Source organism: Arthrobacter sp. M2012083 (genome assembly GCF_000281065.1).
GTDB lineage: Bacteria > Actinomycetota > Actinomycetes > Actinomycetales > Micrococcaceae > Arthrobacter.
Genome location: NZ_AKKK01000020.1, coordinates 1 through 24560 on the forward strand (window position 1 = coordinate 1; position 24560 = coordinate 24560).

Sequence of the window (24560 nt, forward strand, 5' to 3'; positions counted from 1 at the left end):
GGGCGTCATCCGCCACGTCGACGCCGGCTACGACCGCGCCATCGAGGTCGCCAACGAACGCGGCGTCCGCATCCCCATGAACGAGAAGTAAGAACATGACTATTACGTCCAACGAACAATTGACCGTGACCCTCGGTTCCAGTGGCGTGACCCCGGAAGACGTCGTCGCCGTCGCCCGCCACGATGCCAAGGTGACCATCTCCCAGGATGCCCTGGACAACGTGGCCAAGGTCCGCGCCCACATTGACGATCTCGCCACCAGCGACGTCCCCGCCTACGGCATCTCCACCGGCTTCGGCGCGCTGGCCAACCGCCACATCCCCAACGACCTCCGCACGCAGCTGCAGAAGTCGCTGATCCGCAGCCACGCCGCCGGCATGGGCCCGGCCGTGGAACGCGAAGTGGTCCGCGGGATCATGTTCCTCCGCGCCAAGACCCTCGCCTCCGGCCGCACGGGCGTCCGACCCGTGGTCCTGCAGACCATGGTGGACGTCCTCAACGCCGGCATCACCCCGCTGGTCCGCGAGTTCGGTTCGCTGGGTTGCTCCGGTGACCTCGCCCCGCTGTCCCACTGCGCACTGGTCCTCATGGGCGAAGGCGAAGCAACGGGTCCCGACGGCGAACTGTACGGAACCGCTGGCAGGCCTGCAGTTGCTGAGTTGCTCGCGCAGCACGGCATCGAGCCGGTTACCCTCGCTGAGAAGGAGGGCCTGGCCCTCGTCAACGGCACCGAAGGCATGCTCGGCATGCTCCTGATGGCCATCGCCGACATCCGTTTGCTGCTTGCGACGGCGGATGTCACCGCAGCGCTGAGCGTCGAGGCATTGCTCGGCACTGACCAGGTATTCCTCCCGGAGCTCCACGCGGCACTGCGTCCCCACCCGGGCCAGGCTGCCAGCGCTGACAACATGCTGCGCGTGCTCTCCAACTCGCCGATTGTTGCGTCCCACCGGATCAACGACACCAAGGTCCAGGACGCCTACTCGCTGCGTTGCGCCCCGCAGGTTGCCGGGGCTGTCCGCGACACCGTGGACCACGCCGCGCTGGTGGCTTCCCGCGAACTCGCTGCAGCGATCGACAACCCGGTGGTCCTCCCGGACGGCCGCGTCACGTCCAACGGCAACTTCCACGGCGCTCCCGTGGCCTACGTCCTGGACTTCCTGGCCATTGCGGTCGCGGACCTCAGCTCCATCGCCGAGCGTCGCACCGACCGCATGCTTGATCCGGCCCGCTCGCACGGACTTCCGGCGTTCCTCGCCGGAGATCCCGGCGTGGACTCCGGCCTGATGATCGCCCAGTACACACAGGCCGGCCTGGTTTCGGACAACAAGCGCCTCGCCGTTCCGGCGTCGGTGGACTCCATCCCCAGCTCAGCCATGCAGGAAGACCACGTGTCCATGGGCTGGCACGCTGCCCGGAAGCTGCGCAAGGCGGTGGAGAACCTCCGCCGCGTGCTCGCCGTCGAGCTTGTCACGAGCGCCCGCGCCATTGACATGCGGACGCAAATGTCCGACGGCGAACTCACCCCGGGGCCCGCCGGCACGGCCGTGCTTGAGGTGCTTCGTGAAGTGGTCCAAGGCCCGGGCACCGACCGGTTCCTGTCGCCGGAACTGGAAGCAGCTGACCGTTTGGTTGGCTCCGGTGCGGTCCGCGCGGCCGCCGAATCCGCCGTCGGGATTTTGGCCTGATGTCGAATAAAACGCTCATTTGATGGGCATATTTGTCACGCCCCGGTCTTTGTTCGCAACGCAAGCGCCGGGGCGTGGCAAATGTAGTAAAACTTATGGTGTACGTCACGTCCACGCCAACGATGTCGTGGGCCTGACGGTCAACCGTTCACACAACTCAATACACAACAGAGAACATCCACAAAGGGGTAGAAGTTCAATGAAGGCACGCGGAGCAGTCCTGTCCAGGCGAAGCGCCCACACGGCTACAGTCACCGACTGGAAGACGCTGAAAGTTGGCGAGCGGGTGGAAGTGGTCAAATACGCCCACGTGATCGCCGCCGGCCGGGTCGAGGAAGTTTCCGGCAGCGGGAATGTTGTTTGGCTTGAGCACTCGGGATCGGGCGTGACCGAAGAGGGCAAGGAACTGTTCATGAAGTCCGACGGCGTGACTCTCCGCCGGGCGTAGGTGGCAGTCCCGGCCGAGCTACTTTGTTAAACCAGAAACCGGGGCTCGTTCCCTTTCCGCGGGTAGTAGGTGCGGAAACGGAACGGGCCCCGGTTCTTTGTTCGCTGTCGTCAGTGCCGTCAGGGGTGGCAATCAGGCAGCGAGTACTTCCCGGGTCTGACCGAAGGGAACGGATTCGTCCAAAGCCACGGTGTAGGTGCCGGGCTCGTGCCGGGTCACCAGAATGCCGCAGTTAGCGTCAGCTGCTGCGTTTTCGATCAGGGCATCCACGGCGCGGTCGAGTCCGTCGTGGATCTCGTCTGCCTTGGAAAAAGACAGACGAATTTCGCGTTCTGCAATCATTGCAGGGGTCATTTGGGGGCCTCCTATTACTTGCCGCATGCGAGGGCGACCCATCAATCATAGATGGCGGGCGTCAAATATCTGTAAGATGACTGGCAGGGCCGTGATCCGGGTCTCACCTGCGGACCATTGCGCGGAGCAGTTTTACTGCCACCGAAAGAGCTGCGATGTCCACAGGACCTGGCTTGATGGCTTCCTGGATGGTCTCCTGGATGCGCGCCAGTTGTTCGATGTTTCCGTGCTCCCAATCCATGATCCGTTCCTCGGGATCGGCCACTGCAGCAGAGGAACGCAGGGTGTGCCTGACCACGGCCTTGGTCATGTCCGCCAGCACCAGATACATGTCATCCCTCAACGCAGCCCTCGCCAATGACTCCCAGTGGGTATCACGCGGCAGCATGGTGATGTGCTCCAGCAAAGGGATCGCGGAAATCCGCTCAAACACGGCGAAGTACACCTCCGCCACGCCCTCGGCCGGCTCCTGCAGTTCCTCGGCAATGGCCGAAATGTCCAGCAGGCCGTAGCTGACCAGGAGCTCTGAAGCGCGGATCCCCAAAGAGTGGGGTAATCCCACGGCATCGGTATGGGCAAGGCGCTTCAGGGAGTGCGCCAGATTGATGCCATGCAGCAGCCCGGTGAAATTGGCACGCATCAGGGACATGGGATGCTCCAACCGGGCCAAGGCATCGGCGATAGGCTTGTCGCGGAAATCGTGAGTCACGTACCAGCGCACGGACCGGTCCAACAGGCGCCGCATGTCCAGGGCTACGGCTGCGCCATGCTCGCTGGGTGTGCTGGCAGGCAATTGGGCAATTGCCTGGGTGACCGAGTCCAGATCCCAGATCTTCCGCATCACCACGAAGGCGCGTGCCACGGCAGCCGCTGACACTGTGGTCTCTTCCATGGCCCGGAAAGCGAAGGAAATGCCACCCATGTTGATCATGTCGTTGGCCACCACCGTGGCAACGACTTCCCTGCGGAGCGGATGGGTGGACAGATGTTCGCCGAACCGCTCGGAGATCTGCTTGGGGAAGTAGTCGTGGAGGGTCTGCGAGAACCATGGATCGTCAGCAAGGCCGCCCTCCGTGAGTTCCCGGGCCAGCTCGATCTTGGCGTAGGCGGCCAGCACAGCGAGTTCGGGAGAGGTCAATCCCTTGCCCGTGAGGACTCGGGCCTGCAGTTCCTCATTGCTCGGGAGAAACTCCAATCCCCGGTCCAGGCCCGTGACTGACTCCAGCCAGTCCATGGTCCTTTCGAAGCTAGGGCTCCATTCGACGGCAAGTTGTTTGTCATTGAGGAGCAGGACGTTTTGGTCATCGTTGGTCTTGAGTACCAGACGCCCCACTTCGTCCTGCAGGGAATGAAGGAAGGCTGTCCGTTCCACGGAAGACATCCTGCCCGCGGCGATCATGCGGTCCAGGAAGATTTTGATGTTGACCTCGTGGTCGGAGCAGTCCACGCCCGCCGAGTTGTCGATCGCGTCCGTGTTCACCAGGATGCCCGCCAGAGCCGCCTCAATCCTGCCGCGCTGCGTGATGCCGAGGTTGCCGCCTTCGACGATGATGTGGGCGCGGAGCTGGTTGCCATTGACGCGGATGGCGTCGTTCGCTTTGTCACCGACGTCGGCGTTGGACTCCGTGGATGCCTTGACATAGGTACCAATTCCGCCGTTGTACAGGAGGTCCACCGGGGCAATGAGGATTGCCTTAAGAAGCTCCTGCGGGCTCATGGCCAGCTGCCCCTTCGGATCGGCGCCTTCCGCTAATCCGGCAGCTTCATCCAAACCCAGGGCGAGCCTGACCTCTTTGGTGATCAGGATGGATTTATCTGTGCGTGCAAAGATGCCGCCTCCGCCGCTCAGTTTGGTGCGATCATAGTCAGCCCAGCTGGAACGGGGGAGTTTGAAAAGGCGTTCCCGCTCAGCGAAGGACTCGACAGGGTCTGGTGTGGGATCAAGGAAGATGTGCCGGTGATCGAAAGCGGCCACCAGTTTGGTGTGGTTGGAGAGGAGCATGCCGTTGCCGAAGACATCTCCGCTCATGTCCCCGATGCCTACCACCGTGAAGTCCTCGGCCCGGGAATCGATCATCAGTTCACTGAAATGGTGTCGTACCGATGCCCAAGCACCGCGGGCGGTAATGCCCATCTGCTTATGGTCATAGCCCACCGAACCACCTGAAGCGAAGGCGTCTCCCAGCCAAAAACCGTACTCACCGGCGAGGGCGTTCGCGATGTCCGAGAAGGCGGCTGTTCCCTTATCCGCAGCGACAACCAAGTAGTAGTCGTCCCGGTCGTGCCGCACCACGCGAGGTGGCGCTACGATGCGTCCCTTGGTGCCGCCGTCGGGATCTGGTACGAGGTTGTCCGTGATGTCCAGCAGCCCGCGGATGAAAGTCCGGTAGCTGGCCTGGCCCTCGGCCAGCCAGGCAGCCCGGTCCTCTGCCGGGTCGGGGAGCCGCTTGGCAAAGAAGCCGCCCTTCGCTCCCGTGGGAACAATCACGGCGTTCTTGACCGTTTGCGCCTTCACGAGGCCCAGGATTTCCGTGCGGAAGTCTTCACGCCGGTCCGACCATCGGAGTCCTCCGCGGGCTATAGGTCCGAAGCGCAGGTGCACCCCTTCGACACGTGGCGAGTAGACCCAGATTTCGAATGTTGGCCGGGGTGCTGGTGCTGCCGAAATGGTGGACGGATTGAGTTTGAAGCTGATGTACGGCTTATCCAAGTAGAAATTTGTACGTAGTGTGGCTTCGACCAGGCTGGACAGTGTCCGGAGGAAGCGGTCTGCGTCAAGGACGGGGATAGCGTCAATCGCCTGGCCAAGTCTGGCCCGCGCCGCGTGGATTGCCTGCGTCCGATGGCTCAGTTCGCTGCTGCCTTCCTCGAAGACGTCACTTCCGGCCAGCACCGCAGTTGGGTTGTTGAGCTCGGGATCAAACAGGTCCGGCGCGTAGCTGTCCGGATTGAACTTCGCCTCGAACAACTCCAGCAACGCATGCGTTGACTCCGTGTTCTCCCTCAGCGTGTCCGCGATGAAGCCGTACGAGTTGGTGCTCCCGAGTTGCCGCAAGTACTTGGCGTAGGCGCGCAGGATGGCCACCCTCCGCCAGTCGATGCCTTCCCTGATGACAAGGGCGTCAAAGGCGTCCGACTCCGCGTCACCACGCATGGCGGCGCAGAACGCGCCGGCCAGCAGGTCGCCCGTGGTCAGGGGATCCACGCCGCGCGGATACTTTAGCCCGAGGTCGTACAGAAAGAATTGCCGGCCATCCCCGCGCTGCACGTCGAACGGGCGCTGGTCCAGGACCTTCAAGCCAAGGTTGTGGAAGAACGGAAGGATCTGGGTGAGGCTCTGCGGTCGGGTCAAGTACAGGCGGATGCGGGCATCCTCCGTGAGGACGGCAGTGCCGGGGCGCTTGTAGACCGTCAGCAGCGGATCGGTTTCGTCGCTTTCGCCGGGCGGAAAACTCTCAAATTTCGTGATGTCCTCAACAGCGTCCTCCACCTCGTAATAGGCCTTGTAACCGGCTGGGAACGCGGCAGCCCACTGCCGGGACAGCCGGGCTGCCTCATCAGAGGGATACCGCGCCTGCAGCGCCTCGGCCAGGCCCTGTGCCCACGTCCTGGTAGCGGCGATGATCCGCCGCTCCAGAACCGAGGCATCAACGACGCCGGAAGCACCCTGGTGCGGCGACGCCGCCTGGGGCAAAAGGATGCGGAAAAACACGCGTGCCATGGCGGATTCGCCCAAACGGAGCTCGAACTCAATGGAGTCCGAGCCGAAGGCCTCACGAAGTTCACGTTCGATATTGAGCCTGACGGCGGTGTTGTAACGACGCCGGGGCAGGAAAACGAGCGCTGTCATGAACCGCCCGTAGGAGTCCGGGCGGAGGAACAGCCGTGTGCTGTGGCGCTCCTGGAGTCGCAGGATCTCACGGGCATGGGTGGCCAACTGCTCTGCGTCAATGTGGAAAAGTTCGTCCCGCGGATACGATTCCATGACAGCCAGGAGCTCCTTGCCGTGATGCGAACCTGGCGGGTAGCCAAACGCTTTCAGGACTTGGTTAACGGTGTCGCGGATGACGGGAATCTCCAGGGCCGAATGGGACGTGGAGCTGGGGGAGAAAAGGCCCACAAATGTCTGCTGGCGGCCCTCCTTCCCCGCGGTGGTCACGCTGATTTCGTCGAGGTACGCCCGGCGCAGGACCGTAGAGCGCTGCGTGGACTTGGTGAGCGTGAGGAGGTGGGCGTCCGTCTCTGGAAAGCCTCTGTAGGGGCCCTCTCTTGGTTCCCGCAGCAAGCCAAGCCCATGCTGCCCGCGATACCCGAGGAACACAAAGTTCCCCTCACCCAGCCATGCCAGCAGCTCCTGGGCTTCCTTGGCTTCGGGGCCTGATGGTGCAAGTTCGCCCAATGCCCTGACGAGGTTTGCAAGTTCCTGGTGGATTGCTTCGGTGTCCTCTGCTGCGGACCGAACATCCCGCAGGACTTCCCGCAGCCGGCCGACAAGGAGCTCCTCTGCCGCCTCATCCGGGAGCCGGGGGATCTCGATCGCCATCCACGCCTCGGTGAGCAGTCCGCCGTCGTGATGCTGTTGGGTGACCGGCCCGGCAGGGGAGCCGGCGGCGGAAGGTTCGACGCCGGTAGGCAACCCCGTGCGGTGCGGCGCCCTGTGAAGCTCGGTCAGGCGGTGCGTGACGGGGTCGCGCTCGACGCTGAAGGTTGGATGGACCAGGAGCCGGATGGACGCGGTGTCCCGGGCGATCTCCGCTGTGACCGAGGGGAGAAGGTAAGGCATGTCGTCGGTGACGATCGCCACCACGCTGGCATCGGCCTCGTGGAGGACCCCGATCACCGCCTGGTTCGGCTCACGCCGTTCAGCCAACGACCGGTGGTAACGGGCACGTTCCAGCAGCGTCTCGGGGGTGTAATAGCGGACGTCGTCCTCTGAAACGTGCTCGTAGTAGTCGGTCAGGAATCCGTCCGCCGGCTCCACCCTGGGTGACATTTCCGTGCGCCTCCGCTGCGCAATGGAGAGGCCGTGCGTTGCGGCCCGGCGAAGTCCCTGCGCCTCACTTCATGCTCCCGCGAGGTGGCACTTAATGCCAATGTTTGAGGGAAACATTGTCATTAAGTGCCGCCTCGCGGGAGGTTTGCGCCCCCAAGACGTGGTGGCGGGATTCGAACCCGCGTGCGCTGCTTTGCAGGCAGCTCCCTGGCCTCTCGGGTACACCACGTGCAAACGACACTAGGTGCGGGGACGCGGCGGGATCAAAGTTCATTTCCCAGGCTTTCGCAGGGCTACGTGTGGTTTCGTCGGGCTACGCTGTGTGGCTTTCCGTTGCCGTCAATGACGCACGACCTGCCAGCTTCATCACTCCGGAGGCGGCCAAGAGTGTGAGGATGGCCGCGGCCATGTGCGTGTACAGCAGGAGGTGAACGGAGCCGCCATTGGCTACCGCCCCTGCCGGTGTGTCCCCCAAGACCGGGCCGCCGTGCAAGTGATCCAGGAACCCGTTACCGCGAAAGTACCCGCCAAAGGCGTCGAAACCCACGTGCAGCAACTGCTGGGCAAGGCCGGACAGCAGCAGCAACAGCAAGGGTCCGTGCACCCAGCGCGCAACGAGTTGGGCCGCCAGACAGGACAGTGCGGCGAAGCCCAGAAGGACGGGGACGGCGGGAATGCTGCCACCAGCCAGCATGTGCGCGGCCAGCCCGAGGGCAACAGCCGCCAACCCCGCGACCCAGGCCCACTTCTCCTGCACAAGAGGTGTGCGCATCGCTGTCCTTTCCTCCACACAGGCTATGCGGAGGAGCGTGCCCATGAACAGGGCCTTCCAAACGCGTCTACGCCAAACGTGTCTACGCCAGGAGCGTGTTGATCAGCCGCGCGGCAACCTTCGCGGTCCGGGAATCAATGTCGAACTCCGGATTCAGCTCTGCCACGTCCAGGTGCAGCAGCTTCCCGCTGTCAGCAACTTGCCTGCAAACGGCACTGATCACAGGCAGCGGCACACCGTACGCAGCGGGCGCGCTCACCCCGGGTGCCACCGACGCCGGCATCACGTCCAGATCGATGGTCAGGTACAACACGTCCACCCCGGCCAGGAAGTCTGCGACAAAGACCTCCACTGCTTCCGGAGTGCACTGCTCATCAAGCAGGTACTTCACGCCCAAGCGCTGGGCCGTGTTGAAGAGCGTTCGCGTGTTGTTGGGCTCCGAGATGCCGACGACGGCGTAGTGAAGTTCACGCCCCGCGGCGGCTTCCGCGTGGGCCATCTGCAGGAAGGGCGTCCCTGAGCTCGGCGTCGGTTCATCCCGCAGGTCAAAGTGCGCGTCCAGGTTCAGCACACCCAGTCGCTTGCCGCGAACTGCTGCGGAACCAGCCACTCCCAAGTAGCTGGCGAAGGCGGTCTCATGGCCCCCGCCCAGCACCACGGTGAGATTGCCGGCGTCGAGCAGTCCCGCGATGGAGCGTCCGGCGCGCTCTTGGCCCGCCTCCAGTGAGTCGTCCTCCACAACCACATCACCGGCGTCGAACACGTCACGATCAAGGTGGAAGGCCAGCGGCCCCAGCGCAGAGCGGATGGCGGCCGGAGCGGCAGCAGCGCCCACGCGCCCCTGGTTCCGGAGGACGCCGGCGTCGCTGCAAAAGCCAAGCACGACGGCGGGTCGCGAGGCTGCTTGGGCGGCAGACGCTTCGTGGGGAGCTACCGCTTGCCACCACCGCCGGTGCTCATCGCCATCGCCATCAAAACGACCCGTCCAGGGGGCAGGCGAGACATCTACGGTGAAGGGGCTGGTTTCCATGCTTCAAGCACACCGGACATGGGAGGCCAAAACCAGCCTTTGTGTCGTGGGGGTGTCTGGAATTCCGGACTCACGCTCCCCGTAGACGCCGCGAGATGGCATTTGATGCCAATGTTCAGCGCGCCAAACACCGTCATGAAATGCCATCTCGGCGAGAACCTACTTGACGCCCAACAACTCCTCCACCGTTCCAATGCCGAAGAACAGCAGGAACGCGGCTGCCACTGCCCACATCAAGGGGTGGACTTCGCGGGCGCGGCCCTGGAACGTACGGATCAGGACGTAGGAGATAAAGCCGGCGCCGAGGCCGTTGGCAATTGAATAAGTGAACGGCATGAGGGCGATGGTCAGGAACGCGGGAATTCCGACGCCCCAGTCCTGCCAATCGATCTTGCCCACCTGGGAGACCATCATGAAGCCCACGACCACCAGGGCGGGGGCCACGGCCTCGAACGGCACCAGGTTGATGAGCGGCGTGAAGAACATGGCCACAAGGAAGAGGACACCGGTGACGATCGAGGCGAGGCCGGTTCGGGCACCTTCACCAATGCCGGCGCCGGACTCGACGAAGATCTGGTTGGAGGAAACTGAGGCTCCGCCGCCCACGATTGCACCGAGGGCATCAACCTGGAGGACCCGGTCAACGTTGGGGATGTTGCCGTCTTTGTCCACGGTTCCGGCCTCGTTGGCCAGACCAACCATGGTGCCCATGGCGTCGAAGAAGATGCTCAGGAGGATCACGAATGCCAGCAATGCCGCAGCGATGAAGCCGAGGTGTTCAAAAGCACCGAAGGGGTTGGCTTTGCCGATGAGGGACAGATCCGGGGCGCCCCATTCGGTAAGCGTGGGGGCCACCAAGGACCAGCCGCGGGGGTTGACGTTGGTTCCGTCAAAGCTTGGGCCGATGTGCAGCGTGAATTCGAGGATGGCGGCCAGCGCGGTGGAGACCACGATGCCGATCAGGATGGCGCCGCGGACCTTTCGGACCACCAGGGCGATGGTCAGGATCAAGCCCACTGCGAAAACGAGCGTCGGCCAGCCCATGAGCTTTCCGTCGACGCCCAGGCCCAGCGGAACGGTGGTCCCGGCGGCATCGGGGATGCGGCGGACGAAGCCGGCGTTGACCAGGCCAATGAGGGCGATAAAGAGGCCGATGCCCACAACGATTGCCGTCTTCAGAGCCTCCGGAACCGCCTTGAACACCGCTGTTCGGAAACCGGTCAGCACCAGGATGAGCATGGTGACGCCAGACAACACTACGAGCCCCATCATGTCCGGCCAGGTCAAGCCGGGATGGGAAGCCACCGTGACTGCCACGAAGGCGTTGACGCCCAAGCCTGTGGCCACGGCAAACGGATGTTTGGCCCACGCCCCCATGAGGATGGTCAAGATGCCGGCAACGAACGCCGTGGTTGCTGCCACGGCCGTGAAGCCCAGCGACGCGCCACTCGAGTCGGGTCCGGAGAGGATCAGCGGGTTCAGCACCACGATGTAGCTCATGGCGAAGAAGGTCGCGAAGCCGCCACGGATTTCCCGCGAATACGTGGATCCACGTTCGGAGATTTTGAAGTAGCGGTCGATTGCAGAACCTTGTTTGAGCATGAAGGTCTCCGGGGATCGAGGGGAGTTTGCTCTCAAATCCTATGTTGTCCGGTGTGGGCCCTTTGAACGATTCGCCTAGTCTGTAAGGAAGCCAACACTAGGAGAAACCGCCCCATGCGTACCATCCGCCCGCTTCTGGCCGCCGTCGTCGCTGCCCTTGCTTTCGCGTCCGCCTTGCTGTTTTCCGCGGCTCCGGCATCCGCGCACGACGTCGCCGAGTCAACCGCGCCAGCCAACGGTGCCAGCGTGGCGGAAGTCCCGGCGTCGGTCTCCATCACGTTCAACAACCGCCCGCTCGCGATTGGTTCCGGCGTCACCGTGACGTCCGGCGGTGAGAACTGGGCGGACGGTCCGGTCGAAATCATTGACAGCCAGGCTGTCCAAAAGCTTCGCGAGGGCGCTCCAGCCGGTGAATACACGGTGGTATGGCGTGTAGTCAGCTCGGATTCCCACCCCATTGAGGGCACCTTTACGTTCACAGCCACCGCAGGAAGCACGACGACGGCGACCGGCCCTGTTGGTGCCTCGCCGTCGGTGTCGGCGCCGTCAGCGGTAGTACCCACGGCGGGTACCGCAGTGCCGGGAACGTCCAACCCTGAGCCGGCCGCTGATGCTTCGCAACCCTTCCCGTGGAGCATTGTCGGGTTGGCTGTTGTTGCTGTGGGCCTCGTTATTTACCTTGCTGTTACCGCACGGAAGAAACTCGCCGCTTCCAATGGCCCTAACGGCGATACTCCCGCGGAATAACGCGGTTTTCTACGTACCTGCGAATATCTCGAAACGGACACTGCGACACGCCAGAAGCCCACTTCCCGTTACTTAAATGTGACTTCGGTGGAATCATCGCGTACGGTAGTACCTGTGCCTGTTCCACGTAGCGGGCACTTCCGGCCTGATTGCCTAGCTCTGCCGCAGTCCGGAATCCGTTCGCAGACAAACCTACGGCAGAGACGGGGAACCCAATTTAGGCCGCTTTCGAGCGCGCCTTGGGGTGAAGTCACGAAGCTTCCGCTGAACAGCGGGGGATAGTGGCCGGGTGACTCCCATCCGAATCCGACAGCTAACCTCGCAGGCATCGGGAGAGGCTCTTTCATGTCTTCACGCATTCTTCGCGGCCGTCGTAAGGCGGACAGCGTACGTCCTAATCCGTTCATCTCCATCTCGAAGGCAGTAGCCAGCAACGCTTCCGGCGCTGGCCGCCAGGCAGCTGTTATCGCAGCAGCCTCGGGCCTCGTTTTGACCGGCTCCATTGCTGCTCACGCAGCTGAGGCACCGGTTCAGCGCGACTCCAGCCCCGCAACGGTCGCTGAGACCGTTTCCGAGGCACCCACCAAGGTTGTTACCGCCCTGGCAACGGCCACCGTCAACTTCGAGCGTCCGGCCGTTGCTTCCGTAGCAGCTCCGGTCATCGAAAAGCCGGCTCCCGTTGTTGAGGCCCCCGTGGCCAAGAAGGCAGCTGTCACCACTGCTGCTGCAACCGCTCCCGTTGCCGCCCAGGCCGCGGTTGCTGCTGCTCCCGTGGCTGCCGCACCGGCTGCCCCTGCTCCTGTAGCTGCTGCTCCCGCCGTTGGCGGCGTCAACGCAGCCATGGTTGCATCGGCTTACGCACAGATCGGCGTCTTCCAGGACTGCACCGCCATGGTCGAGAAAGCTCTCGGCTCCGCAGGCATCCCGGTAGGCGACCTCGGTCCCATGCAGTTCATGAACTACGGCAAGGTCGTCAGCGACCCCCAGCCCGGTGACATGATCGTCCAGTCCGGCCACGTTGCTATCTACATCGGCAACGGCCAGGCAATCAGCGGTGGCATCAACGGCAACCAGACGGGCATCCACCCGATCAGCTGGTTGACCGCAACGGGTCCCCTGACCTACGTACGCGCTGGCGCATAAAGCCTCACGCTTCAGTTCAAAGGCCGGTGCCTTCAAAGACTAATGTCTTTGGAGGCACCGGCCTTTGACGTTATGTTCTGTTTGTTAATGTTCAGCAGGGAAAGAATGTTCAGCGAGGAACGTTCGACGGCGGGTCGATAGCCGCGTGGGCGGCGGGGACCGTGTGGGCACCTAGGCGTAGTGCCCCTAGGTGTAGTGCCCCTAGGCGAGGGCGATGCCCGGACCTGCGGGCAGGGCAACTTTTGAGGAGATGGCTTGGCCCACTGCCTTGGCTTGCCGCAGCACTTCCTTGGGAGACGGGGTGATGAGGTCCCCAACGCCCACCAGGTGCATCCCTACCGCCCGCATGGCGGCCGCGAAGTTCTGGCCAACGGCTATTCCAAGTTCGGCGAGCATGCGGCGCAACTGGCTTTGGGCGCAACGCGTCACTACTACGTGGTCCGCCAGGAGGACGCCGTTGGCTGTGTGGACTGCCCACTGGCGTGGAGTGGATTCGAGGGGGCCGGATACGTGGAGGCCTGTTCTCAGTCCGGCCGTGGTCATGCTGGCCGCCAGTCCGTACCCGATCTGGCGGGAGGGGTCTGACCCCAGGAAATCAAGGCGTACGGCGCGGGTGGTGTTGCGAACGTCCAGCTGATGGTTGGCGGCGTAGTTGCGCAGGTGACGGAGGATCTCGTTGCGTTCCTGCATGGCGGTAGGATCGGCCACCTCGGTGCGTTGAAGCATTCCGGTGTGAACAGAAGGACCTGTGGTGGACAGTGCACCGAACCCGTCTACGACGATGGAGCCCACGCCGAAGCGGCTGAGCTCGCTGGCAACTGCCAAACCGGACAGGCCGGCTCCGATGACCACGGTGGTGGTGCGTTCCGTGGCGGAATCAGGCGTGAGTGACACTGCTTGGTTCCTCCTTGACGTGTGTGCCTTACGGCATCGCGTGGGATCGCGTCCGAGTTCCCCAAGCGGCCGCAAATAAATGGCCGGAGTGTGTGGTGTGAAACACGTTCGCCGGCCATTCGGTGACTCGAACACTACCGAACTTTTTCGGCCATGGATAGCCTCCGCGACTCCGCGTTTTGTGTGTTCGTCCGGAGCGCAATGTCGAAGGCCGGGAACCGAGCCCGGACCGTTATGCACATAGCCCGATGTCGCCTTGATTCGCCACTGCCGACCGAGAATAGTTGGGATTGGGAGGAGAAGTTTCCGGGTTTCTCCTGCCCCGGCCATTGACAATGAAACAGTGAGGCAATCCGACGAGGAGAACCTCTGGCAGAATAGCCGGAACATCAAGCAGTAGGTGGAGAGGCAGGCCCCCATGGACCAGCACGGCAGACACAGTGAAGAGCCACAGGACGGCCAGGATCAGGCTGTGGAACCAGGTGGCATCGTGGTCGGAGTGGACGGTTCAGAGCACGGGCAATGTGCTTTGGTTTGGGCCGCGCGGGAGGCTGAACGTCGGCGCCTTCCTTTACATATCGTCACGGCATATTCCGTGCCCATCTTTGCCGCCTCCGGGCTGGATGGCGGCTACGCAACAGTCGACGATTCCGTGATTCGCGAGGGCGCGGATGCGATCGTTCGGCAGGCCCTGGATAAGGTCTCCGGATATGCCATCGACGTCGATGCTTCTGTCGAGAACGGCGACGCCGCTGGTGTCCTGTTGGATCTTTCCAGCGAGGCCGCACTCCTTGTCTTCGGCAGTCGGGGCCGCGGCGGATTTGTTGGGCGTTTGCTTGGCTCGGTCAGCAGCGCTTTGCCCGCCCACGCCAAATGCCCCACGGTGACAGTCCCGCTCTACTGTGCCGATCGCCTTGGTGAAAGCACTGAGGACAAACACATCAAGGCTGAACATGCCAAGGCTGGCCCACGTACTGTGGAAAATGTGGTTGCCGTAGGCGTGGACGGTTCCGAGCAGGCCCGCGTGGCCGTGCTCGAAGCTGCCGAGCAAGCACAGCGCATGGGCGCGAAACTCCGGGTGATTTGTGCCGTACCTCAGTACAGCGGTTCCCTGGCATGGGTTCCGGCACCCTTGGACCGGGATGCCTTGTTTGCGGATATCAAAGTCCAGCTGGACGCCGGGGCTGATTGGCTCAGAAGCCATTTCCCTTCATTGCCCATGGAAACGGAACTCAGGGATGGTTCCCCCGTTGATGTTCTGGTGGAAACCAGCCGCAGCGTCGAGCTGGTGGTTCTGGGTACACGGGGCCGTGGCGGCTTCGCGGGGATGCTGTTGGGTTCTACATCGGACGGGGTCCTGCATCACTCCAAGGGCCCGGTAATGGTTGTTCCGGACCGTGACGATCCCAGGCTCGCTGACCGCCACAAGTTTGGGCCTATGCTCGGCGCTGCTTAAGCCGGATCCTGTTACGTCCATGGACGAGAAGCAGCCCGGGGAGCCGTCGCAGGATCCGGTACTGGTCCTGGACATCGCCGAAATTCGGGGAACCATGCTTCCCCGCGTCGGTGGCAAGGCCGCCAATCTGGGCGAGTTGGCCAGGGTCGGCCTGCCGGTTCCGCGCGGATTCTGCCTCACAACTGACGCATACCGGCGGGCTCTCTCGGGTGTGGGCCTGGAGTCTGTCTTTGCGGCTTTGGAGGAGGCCAGCGCCTCCGGGATGGACGCCTCCGACACCAGCGCCTCCGGCATGGACCAGCTCAATGAGCTTCCCGCCCGCGCCCGGTCCTTGGTGCTCGACGCCGGGGTGCCCGAGGGGATCGCCGAAGCCGTACGGTCTGCCTATGAAGATTTGGGGGACAACGTGCCCGTCGCGGTGAGGTCGTCGGCCACTGCAGAGGACTTGCCATTCGCCAGCTTCGCGGGACAGCAGGACACCTTCCTGAACGTCGTTGGTGTTGATTCAGTCCTTGATGCCGTGAGCCGCTGCTGGGCATCGCTCTGGACAGATCGTGCAGTGACCTACCGGACCACCAACGGGATCGACCACGGGACTGTGTCCCTCGCTGTGGTCGTGCAGGAGATGGTGAACGCCGTTACCGCGGGCGTCATGTTTACCGCCAATCCGGTGACGGGGAATCGCTATGAAACCGTCATTGATGCCAGCCCTGGCTTGGGGGAGGCCGTGGTTTCGGGTGCTGTGAATCCGGATCATTACGTTGTGGATGCCCAGCATGGTGCCGTGGTGGAAAGGGCTCTGGGCGATAGGCAAGTGGAGATCCGTGCCAGGCCCGGCGGTGGCACGGAACGCTTCGAACGCTCCGGCCAGCCCGGGATTGAGAGCCCACAACCGCAACCCTGCCTCAGCGACCGTCAGGTCCTCGAGCTTGCCAAGCTGGGCCTTGAGGTCCAGGACCATTACCGCGCTCCGCAAGACACCGAGTGGGCCATCGACGACGACGGAAAGTTGTGGCTTACGCAAGCTAGGCCCATCACCACGCTGTACCCGCAAACCACACGCACGCCCCCGGCTGCCGGCGAGCACGCGTTCCTGAACTTCAGCCTCGCTCAGGGCCTCACCAGGCCTCTGACGCCCATGGGGTTGGCCGGAATCCGGCTGATTGCCTCAAGCGTCGCCAAGACGGCGGCTTTCGACGTTCCCGATCCCCGGTCAGGGCCGCCTGCCTACTACGAGGCCGGACAACGAATCTTCTTCGACTTCACCGCGGTGCTGCGCAGCCGGGTGGGCCGGACAATCGTGCCTCGGGTTTTTGACGTCATGGAAGCCCGCTCCGCAGCCATCATGCGTGGACTCTTCGACGACCCGCGCTTCGCTGTGACTATCAAGACACCCAGGAAACTGATCCGCCATGTCGCCCCGGTGGCGGCTAAGTACCGTGTCCCGGAGTCACTGTTCCGCGGTCTGTTCCGTCCAAGCACAGCAATGCGGCGTGTGGAGCGGCTCAGCACGGAGTTACGCAGCACCTTCTCCGTCCCCAGTGGAGCCACACCCCACCAGCGGCTCGGCCACGTCCAGAGAATCCTGGGAGAGGAAGTGTTCGCCACAGTTCCGCAGGTGTTGCCCCTTCCTGCTCTCGGCTTCGCGATGCTGGCGCTGGTGAGGCGGATTCTTGGTGACCAAGCGCCCTACAGCGAGCTGCAAACAGTAGTCCGTGGCCTACCTAACAACGTCACCACGGAGATGGACCTGGCTTTGTGGCAGGTCGCCTCTGAGATTCGTGAGGATCCGGCCGCCGTTGCTTCCATGGTTGCCCGAACACCGGCAGAGCTGGCGGAACAGCATCGGGCAGCCAAGCTCCCGGCAGCTGCACAGGCCGGTCTTGAGAGGTTCCTGCGGAAATACGGACACAGGGCGGTTGCAGAGATCGACCTTGGCATGCCCCGCTGGTCCGATGACCCTACGCACATCCTCGGTGTCATAGCCAACTATTTGAGGCTCTCGGACGGCGCCGAAGCGCCCGACCAACAATTCACGCAAGCAGCCCTCGACGCCGATGAACAGGTAGCGCGTTTCGTGGCCCGCGCCAGGGCGAAGAGTCCGTTGCACGCGGTAATCGTGAGACTTGCTTTGGACCGAACACGGCGCTTCGCCGGGTTGCGGGAGTTGCCCAAGTACAACCTGGTTCTGGGGCTGTCAGCTGCGAGGAAGCAGTTGCTCCTGATCGGGGATGAGCTTGTGGCAGCGCGTCGGATCGAACGTGTTGAGGACATTTTCTTCCTGGACCTGGACGACGTCGAGATCGCCTTGGCTGGAGACGACGTCCACGAGGTCGTTGCTGAACGTCGTGCTGCTTACCACCAGGAACTCCGCCGCAGGCACATTCCCAGGGTGTTGCTGTCTGACGGGACTGAACCTGAGGCTACGCCCGGACGGAACGAAGGCAAGCAGCGCCCCGGCACTTTGTCCGGCAGTCCGGCGTCGGCAGGTCTGGTGTCTGCTCCCGCGCGCGTCATCATGGATCCGGTTGGCGCCCACCTGGAACCGGGAGAAATCCTGGTGGCACCGTCTACGGACCCTGGGTGGACGCCACTGTTCCTCACCGCGGGAGGGTTGGTCATGGAGATGGGAGGAGCCAACTCGCATGGGGCTGTGGTGGCCCGTGAGTACGGCATCCCCGCAGTGGTGGGTGTCCCCGACGCGACATCGCGCATCAGAACAGGCCAGCGCATCACCGTTGACGGCGCTGCCGGGACCGTCAGCATCGAAAACTCCGGGCAGTGAAACAGTGTCAGGCGTGCTGGTGTGATTCGTGCTCGGAGTGGCTCACCGGTTCCAGTTGGAAGGTGCAATGCTCGGTGTCGAAGTGCCGGCCAAGGCAGGAGCCCAGCTGATCCAGGATGTTGTCCGCCCCGCTGGCGCTGAGGACCGCATCCTCCACCACCACATGGGCTGAGAACACGGGAACGCCGGATGTAATGGTCCAAATGTGGATGTCATGGGCATCAACCACACCGTCCACGGCAACGATGTGCTCCCGGATCATGTTCACATCAACGCCCTTGGGTGTGGCTTCCAAAAGCACATCCACAACATCACGCAGCAAATGCCAGGCCCTCGGAATGATCATGAGGGCGATCAGCACGGACGCGAGTGGGTCGGCGGCGCTGAATCCCGTGGTCATGATCACGACGGCCGCCACAATGACGGCAATGGAGCCAAGAAGGTCGCCGAGAACTTCAAGGTAGGCACCGCGGACGTTGAGGCTTTCCTTCTGCGCTCCTTGGAGGATCAGCAAGGAAACGAGGTTGGCCACAGCACCCAAAATGGCGGCCCACAACATGACATCCGTCTGGATTTCGGTTGGCTCGCCAAAACGGCGAATGGCTTCGATCATGATCACCACGGCGATGACGATCAGGATCAGTGCGTTGGCCAAGGCAGCCAGAACCTCGGCCCTTTGATAGCCGTAGGTTCGCTGGTCGCTCGCCGGTCGGGTGGCAATCCACGCCGCCATCAGGGCAATAAACACGCCTGCCGCGTCAGAGAGCATGTGTCCGGCATCGGCCAGCAGGGCCAAGGATCCGGACACGACGGCGCCAACCACCTGGATGCCCACCACACCCAGGGTGATGGCGAGGACGGCAATAAGCCGCTTCCGGTGCTTGCCGGTTGCTGTGACTCCGTGGGAGTGGTTGTGGTCGTGCCCCATGCCTATAAGGCTAGCCCCAGCCGAGCTCATGCAAGCGGTCGTCGTCTATTCCGAAGTGATGAGCAATCTCGTGGACCACCGTAATGGCCACCTCATCAATAACTTCTTCGCGCGTGCTGCAGATGTTCAGGATGGGTTGGCGGAAGATCGTGATCCGGTCAGGCAAGGAACCCGCCTCCCACCAGGAATCGCGTTCGGTCAGCGGAACTCCCTCATAGAGTCCCAACAGCACGGTGGCCGGATCTTCACCTGGCTGTGGCGTGTAGTCGTCCTCGATGAAGATCGCCACGTTATCCATGGCACTCGCCGCTTTGGGCGGGATCAACTGCAAGGCGTCACTGACGGCTTCTTCAAAATCTTCGGGCGACATCTCGTAAGGACCCAAAACGTGGGCCTCTTCGGCCGGGGCATGCTCAACTGGACTGTGCACCGCATTCCGTTGCCGTAGCGGCGATGAAGGGCGCTCGCCGTCAGGAACTATCGGCAGGCCGGGAGGGAGATTCGCGGGCATGATTCGACTTTAGTCCGACTTGGCAGCATTGGCGCCGTGCGTGATGGGAGATACTGAACTCAATCCTCCTTTCGACAGACACAGGAACCGCATGACCGGCACCGCTTCCCTCGCACCTGAGCCCCTCGACGTCGTCGTTGTGGGTGAGGCATTGATCGACATCGTCCAGTCGGCTGACGGGCAGAAGGAGTACCCGGGCGGATCACCGGCCAACGTCGCTTACGGCTTGGGCCTGTTGGACGTGAAAACGGGTCTGCTGACGGCCATTGGCCGGGACGAGCGGGGCGATGCCATCGCCGCGCATCTGCAGCGTGCAGGTGTGGTCCTGCTGCCCGGATCAATGTCTGCAGGCAAAACGGCGACGGCGACCGCCCGGATAACTGCCGACGGTTCGGCCGATTACACCTTCGACATTGACTGGGCATTGGCTCCACTTGCCCTGCCGTACGCTCCAAGGATCCTGCACACCGGCTCCATCGCGACCTTCCTGGAGCCCGGCGCAAGTGTTGTGCGCAGTTTGCTTGAGCAGGCGCAGGGCGGATGCATGGTCACGTACGACCCCAATATCCGTCCCGATCTCCTGGGAAGCCACCACGAGGCTCTGTCCCTGTTCGAAGAGATGGTGCCGCTGACCGACGTCGTAAAAATGAGCGGCTCGGACGCCCGCTGGCTGTACCCCGGCAAGTCGTTGGAGGAAACGGCCAACCACCTCTTGGCCCTTGGGACGGGGCTTGCTGTGGTGACTCAAGGGGTCAAGGGAGCGCTCATGGCAACCAAGCACATCCACATCAATGTCCCAGCCGTTCCCGCTACCGTCGCGGACACCATCGGCGCCGGTGATTCCTTCACGGCTGCCCTCATCATGGGGCTGCTCTTGCGGGGCAGCGATGGATTGGCGCCCACTGTGCTGGAACGGATCGGCACCATCGCATCCATGGCCGCCTCGATTGCTGTTGGCCGCTCGGGCGCCAACCCTCCCACGCACCGTGAACTTCTGGTGGGCATGGCCCGCTAATCCAGGAGTTAGCGGGTCCTGCGGCGGGTCAACCCGACGCCGACCAGGCAGATGACGCCGCCGATCAGCCCCCAAATGGTTGGTACTTCCTGAAGCACCGCCCAGCTAATCAGAATGGTGGTCCCTGGAACCAGGTACGTCGTGGCAGCCAGTTTTCCGGCCGAGATCAGGGATAGCGCGTAGGCCCACGTGGTGAATGCGATGGCCGTCGGGAAGATCCCCAAGTAGACCAGGCCGAGCGTGGCGGGGAGCGGCGCCGCTTGGACCTCGGAGATGAGCTGACCGGTCCACGGCAGGCAGCAGATCGCGCCCACCATGATGCCGAACCAGGTCGCTTGGCCTGCCGTGAATTTCCGGAGCACTGGTTTCTGCAGGATTGCGCTCACCGAGGCGAGTACAGCGGCAAGCAAGCACAACAGCACACCGGCCACGTCCGCCGTCGAACGCTGTCCGGAACCCAAAGCGATCATCGCAACGCCGCAGAACGCCACGCCGCTGCCGATCAGCAGCCAGCGTGGGAATCCCTCTTTGAGGAAGACGCCGGCAAGGATGGCGATGAGGATGGGCGAGACGTTGATGAGCATGGCGCTGGTGCCGGCGTCGAGCATGTGCTCCGCGGCGTTCAGCGCAACGTTATAGCCGCCGAACCACATGACCCCGTATGCCACGATCGGCAACCACTCGCGGCCGCTCGGCCAGACCTTCAGCGTCGGCAGCACCACGATTCCAAGCACGACGGCGGCAACCGCCAACCGTCCCAGCGTCAAGGAACCGGGGGAGAAACTGGGGCCGACTGCACGGATGCCCACGAAGGCTGATGCCCATAGGACCACCGTGATGATGACGGCCGCGATGCCGAGTTTGCTGATGGTTGCTCCCGGCGCGGGGGTGGTGCGCGGGGGCAGGTCCGGGGAAGGCTGGCCGGGTTCGGCCGGGGTGGTGGTTGTCATGAGCCAAATCTATCCGGCATGCAGCGGGGGCGGCTGGCGGTTTTCGGACGCGTCAGGACAAGATCCTGCCAATGTTCGCTGGCACACTCGAGGGGCCCTGATCTGTGGTCCGGGACACCATGCAGACCTCGATTTGGGAATATCGCCATCTATGCTCTAAAGTTTTAGAGTCCAGTTCGGACGAGCGAGACACGGAAAGAACGCGTGAAGCGTCCCTTTTCTTTGCGAAATCCGAATTGAGTTCAGGCCCCCATCGTCTAGCGGCCTAGGACACCGCCCTTTCACGGCGGCGGCACGGGTTCGAATCCCGTTGGGGGTACGCAAGGAAGTGGTAAACCGGATGAAAAAAGTCTGGTAAGCTAGAAGCCTTGAAAAAAACGCGGTAGAGATACTGCAAACGCAAGGCCCTGTAGCGCAGTTGGTTAGCGCGCCGCCCTGTCACGGCGGAGGTCGCGGGTTCAAGTCCCGTCAGGGTCGCTCTGAGCGCCGAAGAAATTCGGTTCTCAAGGTGACATGTCACCTAGGCTCTGTAGCTCAGTTGGTAGAGCGTTCGACTGAAAATCGAAAGGTCACCGGATCGACGCCGGTCGGAGCCACCACTGGGAAGCATCAGTTCTTCGGAACTGGTGCTTTTCTTCTTTAACGCGGCTGGCACGGCGGGTCCCGGGGCTCAGCTGTAGTTGGTGGCCACGCTTACTATGCTCAGGCCAACGGCGATCATGATCGGCGCGATGGAACTGCCGGGTACAACTTTGCGGACGACCACCGTCCGCCCGATGACGTAGATGGTTGGGAGAAACCCCCATGCCCAGTGGAAGGGGCGCACGACGCCAAGGCGTTTGAGTCTGCGCCAGTCCAGGTACGCCATCACGACATTGGCCGCGCACGTGGGCCATGCGACACCGCCAACGATGAGATCACCAAGGCTGAGCTCGAGATCGGGATCAGCAAGCTGGGCCCCGTCGGGTCCGATGGCGTAGCCATGGAGAGACTTCACCACGATGTCCAGAATGAGAAACAGGGCAGATAGCCCCAGCAGCGCCCACAGAAAGGGCGAAGATGTGGACGTTCTTGGCGGCAGGAGGGGCCTACCTTTCGATCCTTCTGCCGGCACGTCGGCGAATTGTCCTGTCCATACGGCACCGTCCCACCATTGAAGCCTCATCGTTCCTGCTGGGTCCGCGTACCAGCCAGGTGGCGCGGTTACGTGGTTGGATGGCTGACTAATGGTTCTTCCTCCAAGAATGTTGTGACGGTCTCTCTGGACCATACCCGAGGCATTCGCCGGCAACTCCACGAGACTGTCTACGGACTATTTCATGACGGTGACCAATGCTTTGCGCGCAGTGCAGTGACATTCGCATGTCTTGGAAGGGTAACGCTTTACGAGACATCCTTACTCAGAGCCTTCGTCAGGAGCGGGGCGGTCGTCAAAGCTCAAGAACGGCGGGGGTTTGCGCCGGAGGAGTCTCATTTAGTCGCCTCACCGGGGCGTGTCTCAGCATAGGTGGGGGAGGGGCTTCCGAGACAGGGCGGGATGTCTTTCCCGAGGATCCACGTAGGGGGATCCTCTACCAGACTTGTGCACCGTTGGCGGCGTCGAACCGGAGCAGATCACTGCGTGTGATCGGGGTCGGGCTAGCGCCATCCACAACCTCGCTAGAAGCGATGCGCTCTTCGGTACGCCTGTAGGCGCCGGTGAGGTAGTCCGAGGTAGTGCGCCGGAGAGGAGCGATCGAAGGGGCTGCGTTACGCCTGCGAATGCTCCGTCAGCCAGTTGGCCAGGTTTTTGAGGTTAGAGCGGAGTGACCACCCCAGGACCTGGCTCACCAGCCGGTCGGGCAACTTGTCGAGGAAACCCAGCCCCGATCTGACTTCGATCAGTTCCGTAACCCGCGTACCGCCGTTGACCGGCTGGAACCTGAACGTCACGGTGACGTCGCGTCTTCCCTCAACCGAACGAGAGACCATCCGCCGGGGCGGGTCGAATTCCGTGTACTCGACCGTCCAGTCGGAGCTCTGGCCCATGTAGCTGCTCTTGCCCCGGCCCCGAGTTCCTAATCCCACCGGGCCGTCCCCCACCTGAGCGGAGGTGCGGACGAAGGGATCGTAGAGGGCGAGGTTTTCGAACTTCGAGAGGAAATCAAAGACCTCTTCCGGCGGCCGGGCAATGACGACGCTTTCTTCCACTGCCGGCATGAGATGCTCCTTTGAGAGTCACTTGGCGCTTGCAAGAGGGCAGGCACAGCGTCAGCTTGGACCTCTCCATAACCTCTGTCAACGCCGCGCGTCTGCGTTAACGCAGGCGTCGACAGGTTCACCAAAATGGGACCTGTCATTTCGAGAAACATCGAAACCTAGGCGCACCGCCGGACACTCGCACGCACGCTGTCTCATCTATGGATCCTTTGACGGGAACCGCGAACCTGGCGGTGGCTCACGATTCGTCTCGCGGATTTCCGACACCTCAACCGTCTAAACAAAGTGTCTCACTCGCGTATTCTCAGAATCATCAATATTGATCCTTTAACAAGACGGAGAAGTGATGGCACGCCTTGGACATGCCTGCGTTAGCCTGGCTGAACAAAACGCCGATTTTCAGATCCGTGAACTGAAAGAAGCAGGGTGCGATCGAATCTATAGAGACCAGGGGATCAGCGGGACCCGGGTCAGTCGTCCGGAGCTGCACCGGATGCTGGATCGTCTAGGACCCGGGGATGAAGTTGTGGTGTGGAAACTGGACCGGTTGGGACGCAACACTCGCCATCTGCTCGAGCTCTTGGATGACTTCAAATCCCGAGGCATCAAGTTCCGTTCCCTAAGGGATGGAATCGCCACTGACCCAGCCAGCGAGGTCGGGGGAGCGATAGCCCAGGCGATGGTCACCATCATTTCAGCGTTCGCCCAGCTCGAACGAGACCAACTCTCCGAGCCCACCAAGGCCGGCATGGCCGCCGCAGCTGGCAACGGACGCAAAGCAGGCCGCCGGGAGGTCAATGCTGACCATGAAAAGGTCAAGAGAGCACATGAACTGAAAGTTCGCGGACTGAAGCCGGCCGACATTGGGAAGATCGTTGGCGTGAGCCGTGCCACCGTGTACCGCTACCTGGCCATGGAGTCGTAAGGTCTGCAACTCTCCGTGCCAAAAGTGCTTCCAACAAATGAACATCACTGGATTGAGTGTTCCTTGAACGGTGACTGGGCGTTCGAGAGTGTCCTCTGGCAACAGACTGCCGGGGTTCCC

At 62.6% G+C, this 24560-nt stretch carries 19 protein-coding genes, 4 tRNA genes, 1 pseudogene and 1 riboswitch; of the genes and pseudogenes, 11 read left to right on the top strand and 13 right to left on the bottom strand.

Translation table 11 applies throughout. The features are described from left to right. The first annotated feature begins 95 nt into the window (after positions 1–95). Both hutH and A477_RS0110690 read left to right on the top strand, forming a co-directional pair. Complete coding sequence (hutH, locus tag A477_RS0110685) at positions 96–1688, top strand: histidine ammonia-lyase (RefSeq protein ID WP_017198993.1); 1593 nt, start codon at positions 96–98, stop codon at positions 1686–1688. 199 nt (positions 1689–1887) lie between these two features. After that, positions 1888–2136, top strand: a complete 249-nt coding sequence (locus A477_RS0110690) for a hypothetical protein (protein ID WP_017198994.1) — start codon at positions 1888–1890, stop codon at positions 2134–2136. Between the two features lie 132 nt (positions 2137–2268). On the opposite strand, the gene A477_RS0110695 is transcribed toward A477_RS0110690, so the two are convergent. The 6 genes from A477_RS0110695 to A477_RS0110720 all read right to left on the bottom strand — a co-directional run bounded on the left by A477_RS0110695 (position 2269) and on the right by A477_RS0110720 (position 10887). After that, on the bottom strand, positions 2269–2490 hold the full coding sequence (locus A477_RS0110695) for a hypothetical protein (RefSeq protein ID WP_017198995.1): 222 nt from the start codon (positions 2488–2490) through the stop codon (positions 2269–2271). Positions 2491–2593: 103 nt separating this feature from the next. Next, positions 2594–7483 carry an NAD-glutamate dehydrogenase gene (locus A477_RS0110700; RefSeq protein ID WP_026005525.1) on the bottom strand — a complete coding sequence of 1630 codons (4890 nt, stop codon included), beginning with the start codon at positions 7481–7483 and terminating at the stop codon, positions 2594–2596. A 158-nt stretch (positions 7484–7641) separates the two neighbouring features. Then, positions 7642–7712 (bottom strand) — tRNA-Cys (locus A477_RS0110705). Between the two features lie 84 nt (positions 7713–7796). Continuing rightward, entirely contained in the window at positions 7797–8255 is a 459-nt protein-coding gene (locus A477_RS0110710; protein WP_017198997.1) for a hypothetical protein, read from the bottom strand. An 82-nt stretch (positions 8256–8337) separates the two neighbouring features. After that, positions 8338–9285: a formimidoylglutamase gene (gene hutG, locus A477_RS0110715; RefSeq protein WP_017198998.1), complete on the bottom strand. Its 948-nt coding sequence runs from the start codon at positions 9283–9285 to the stop codon at positions 8338–8340. A gap of 159 nt (positions 9286–9444) precedes the next feature. Continuing rightward, on the bottom strand, positions 9445–10887 hold the full coding sequence (locus A477_RS0110720) for an NCS2 family permease (RefSeq protein ID WP_017198999.1): 1443 nt from the start codon (positions 10885–10887) through the stop codon (positions 9445–9447). Positions 10888–11001: 114 nt separating this feature from the next. On the opposite strand from A477_RS0110720, the gene A477_RS0110725 reads away from it, so the two are divergent. Together A477_RS0110725 and A477_RS0110730 are read left to right on the top strand one after the other, a co-directional pair. Continuing rightward, positions 11002–11634 carry a copper resistance CopC family protein gene (locus A477_RS0110725; RefSeq protein ID WP_017199000.1) on the top strand — a complete coding sequence of 211 codons (633 nt, stop codon included), beginning with the start codon at positions 11002–11004 and terminating at the stop codon, positions 11632–11634. A 174-nt stretch (positions 11635–11808) separates the two neighbouring features. Next, a riboswitch (cyclic di-AMP (ydaO/yuaA leader) is annotated at positions 11809–11976 on the top strand. Between the two features lie 3 nt (positions 11977–11979). Continuing rightward, positions 11980–12777: an NlpC/P60 family protein gene (locus A477_RS0110730; RefSeq protein ID WP_017199001.1), complete on the top strand. Its 798-nt coding sequence runs from the start codon at positions 11980–11982 to the stop codon at positions 12775–12777. 201 nt (positions 12778–12978) lie between these two features. On the opposite strand, the gene A477_RS23500 is transcribed toward A477_RS0110730, so the two are convergent. Then, on the bottom strand, positions 12979–13671 hold the full coding sequence (locus A477_RS23500; RefSeq protein ID WP_017199002.1) for an NAD(P)/FAD-dependent oxidoreductase: 693 nt from the start codon (positions 13669–13671) through the stop codon (positions 12979–12981). 418 nt (positions 13672–14089) lie between these two features. Here A477_RS23500 and A477_RS0110740 point away from each other — a divergent pair, with 418 nt between their 5' ends. Next, positions 14090–15127, top strand: coding sequence for a universal stress protein (locus tag A477_RS0110740; RefSeq protein WP_014920534.1), 1038 nt, complete (start codon positions 14090–14092; stop codon positions 15125–15127). Between the two features lie 19 nt (positions 15128–15146). Continuing rightward, positions 15147–17912, top strand: a complete 2766-nt coding sequence (locus A477_RS0110745; protein ID WP_017199003.1) for a PEP/pyruvate-binding domain-containing protein — start codon at positions 15147–15149, stop codon at positions 17910–17912. Between the two features lie 7 nt (positions 17913–17919). On the opposite strand, the gene A477_RS0110750 is transcribed toward A477_RS0110745, so the two are convergent. Further along, complete coding sequence (locus tag A477_RS0110750) at positions 17920–18840, bottom strand: cation diffusion facilitator family transporter (RefSeq protein ID WP_017199004.1); 921 nt, start codon at positions 18838–18840, stop codon at positions 17920–17922. Between the two features lie 10 nt (positions 18841–18850). Further along, a complete protein-coding gene (locus tag A477_RS0110755) occupies positions 18851–19351 on the bottom strand; it encodes a metallopeptidase family protein (protein WP_017199005.1) in 501 nt (166 codons plus the stop codon). Between the two features lie 91 nt (positions 19352–19442). On the opposite strand from A477_RS0110755, the gene A477_RS0110760 reads away from it, so the two are divergent. Then, the gene (locus tag A477_RS0110760; RefSeq protein ID WP_017199006.1) at positions 19443–20366 is read left to right on the top strand and encodes a carbohydrate kinase family protein; all 924 of its coding nucleotides are present in this window, start codon (positions 19443–19445) and stop codon (positions 20364–20366) included. A gap of 8 nt (positions 20367–20374) precedes the next feature. Here A477_RS0110760 and A477_RS0110765 read toward each other — a convergent pair whose 3' ends face one another. Continuing rightward, positions 20375–21316 carry a DMT family transporter gene (locus A477_RS0110765; RefSeq protein ID WP_011773174.1) on the bottom strand — a complete coding sequence of 314 codons (942 nt, stop codon included), beginning with the start codon at positions 21314–21316 and terminating at the stop codon, positions 20375–20377. Positions 21317–21562: 246 nt separating this feature from the next. Here A477_RS0110765 and A477_RS0110770 point away from each other — a divergent pair. The 3 genes from A477_RS0110770 (at position 21563) to A477_RS0110780 (ending at position 21915) form a co-directional block, all read left to right on the top strand. Further along, a tRNA-Glu gene (locus tag A477_RS0110770) sits at positions 21563–21635 on the top strand. An 84-nt stretch (positions 21636–21719) separates the two neighbouring features. After that, positions 21720–21793: transfer RNA gene (locus A477_RS0110775), tRNA-Asp, on the top strand. A 46-nt stretch (positions 21794–21839) separates the two neighbouring features. After that, positions 21840–21915: transfer RNA gene (locus A477_RS0110780), tRNA-Phe, on the top strand. 71 nt (positions 21916–21986) lie between these two features. On the opposite strand, the gene A477_RS23715 is transcribed toward A477_RS0110780, so the two are convergent. The 3 genes and pseudogenes from A477_RS23715 to A477_RS0110790 form a co-directional block, all read right to left on the bottom strand. Further along, positions 21987–22316: a hypothetical protein gene (locus A477_RS23715; RefSeq protein ID WP_237715781.1), complete on the bottom strand. Its 330-nt coding sequence runs from the start codon at positions 22314–22316 to the stop codon at positions 21987–21989. 114 nt (positions 22317–22430) lie between these two features. Continuing rightward, positions 22431–22586 (bottom strand): annotated as a pseudogene (locus tag A477_RS23855) (DUF2510 domain-containing protein); the annotation flags it as partial. Between the two features lie 479 nt (positions 22587–23065). Beyond that, on the bottom strand, positions 23066–23515 hold the full coding sequence (locus A477_RS0110790; RefSeq protein WP_017199008.1) for an SRPBCC family protein: 450 nt from the start codon (positions 23513–23515) through the stop codon (positions 23066–23068). Positions 23516–23861: 346 nt separating this feature from the next. Here A477_RS0110790 and A477_RS0110795 point away from each other — a divergent pair, with 346 nt between their 5' ends. Beyond that, a complete protein-coding gene (locus A477_RS0110795) occupies positions 23862–24440 on the top strand; it encodes a recombinase family protein (RefSeq protein ID WP_017199009.1) in 579 nt (192 codons plus the stop codon). The last annotated feature ends 120 nt before the right edge of the window (positions 24441–24560 follow it).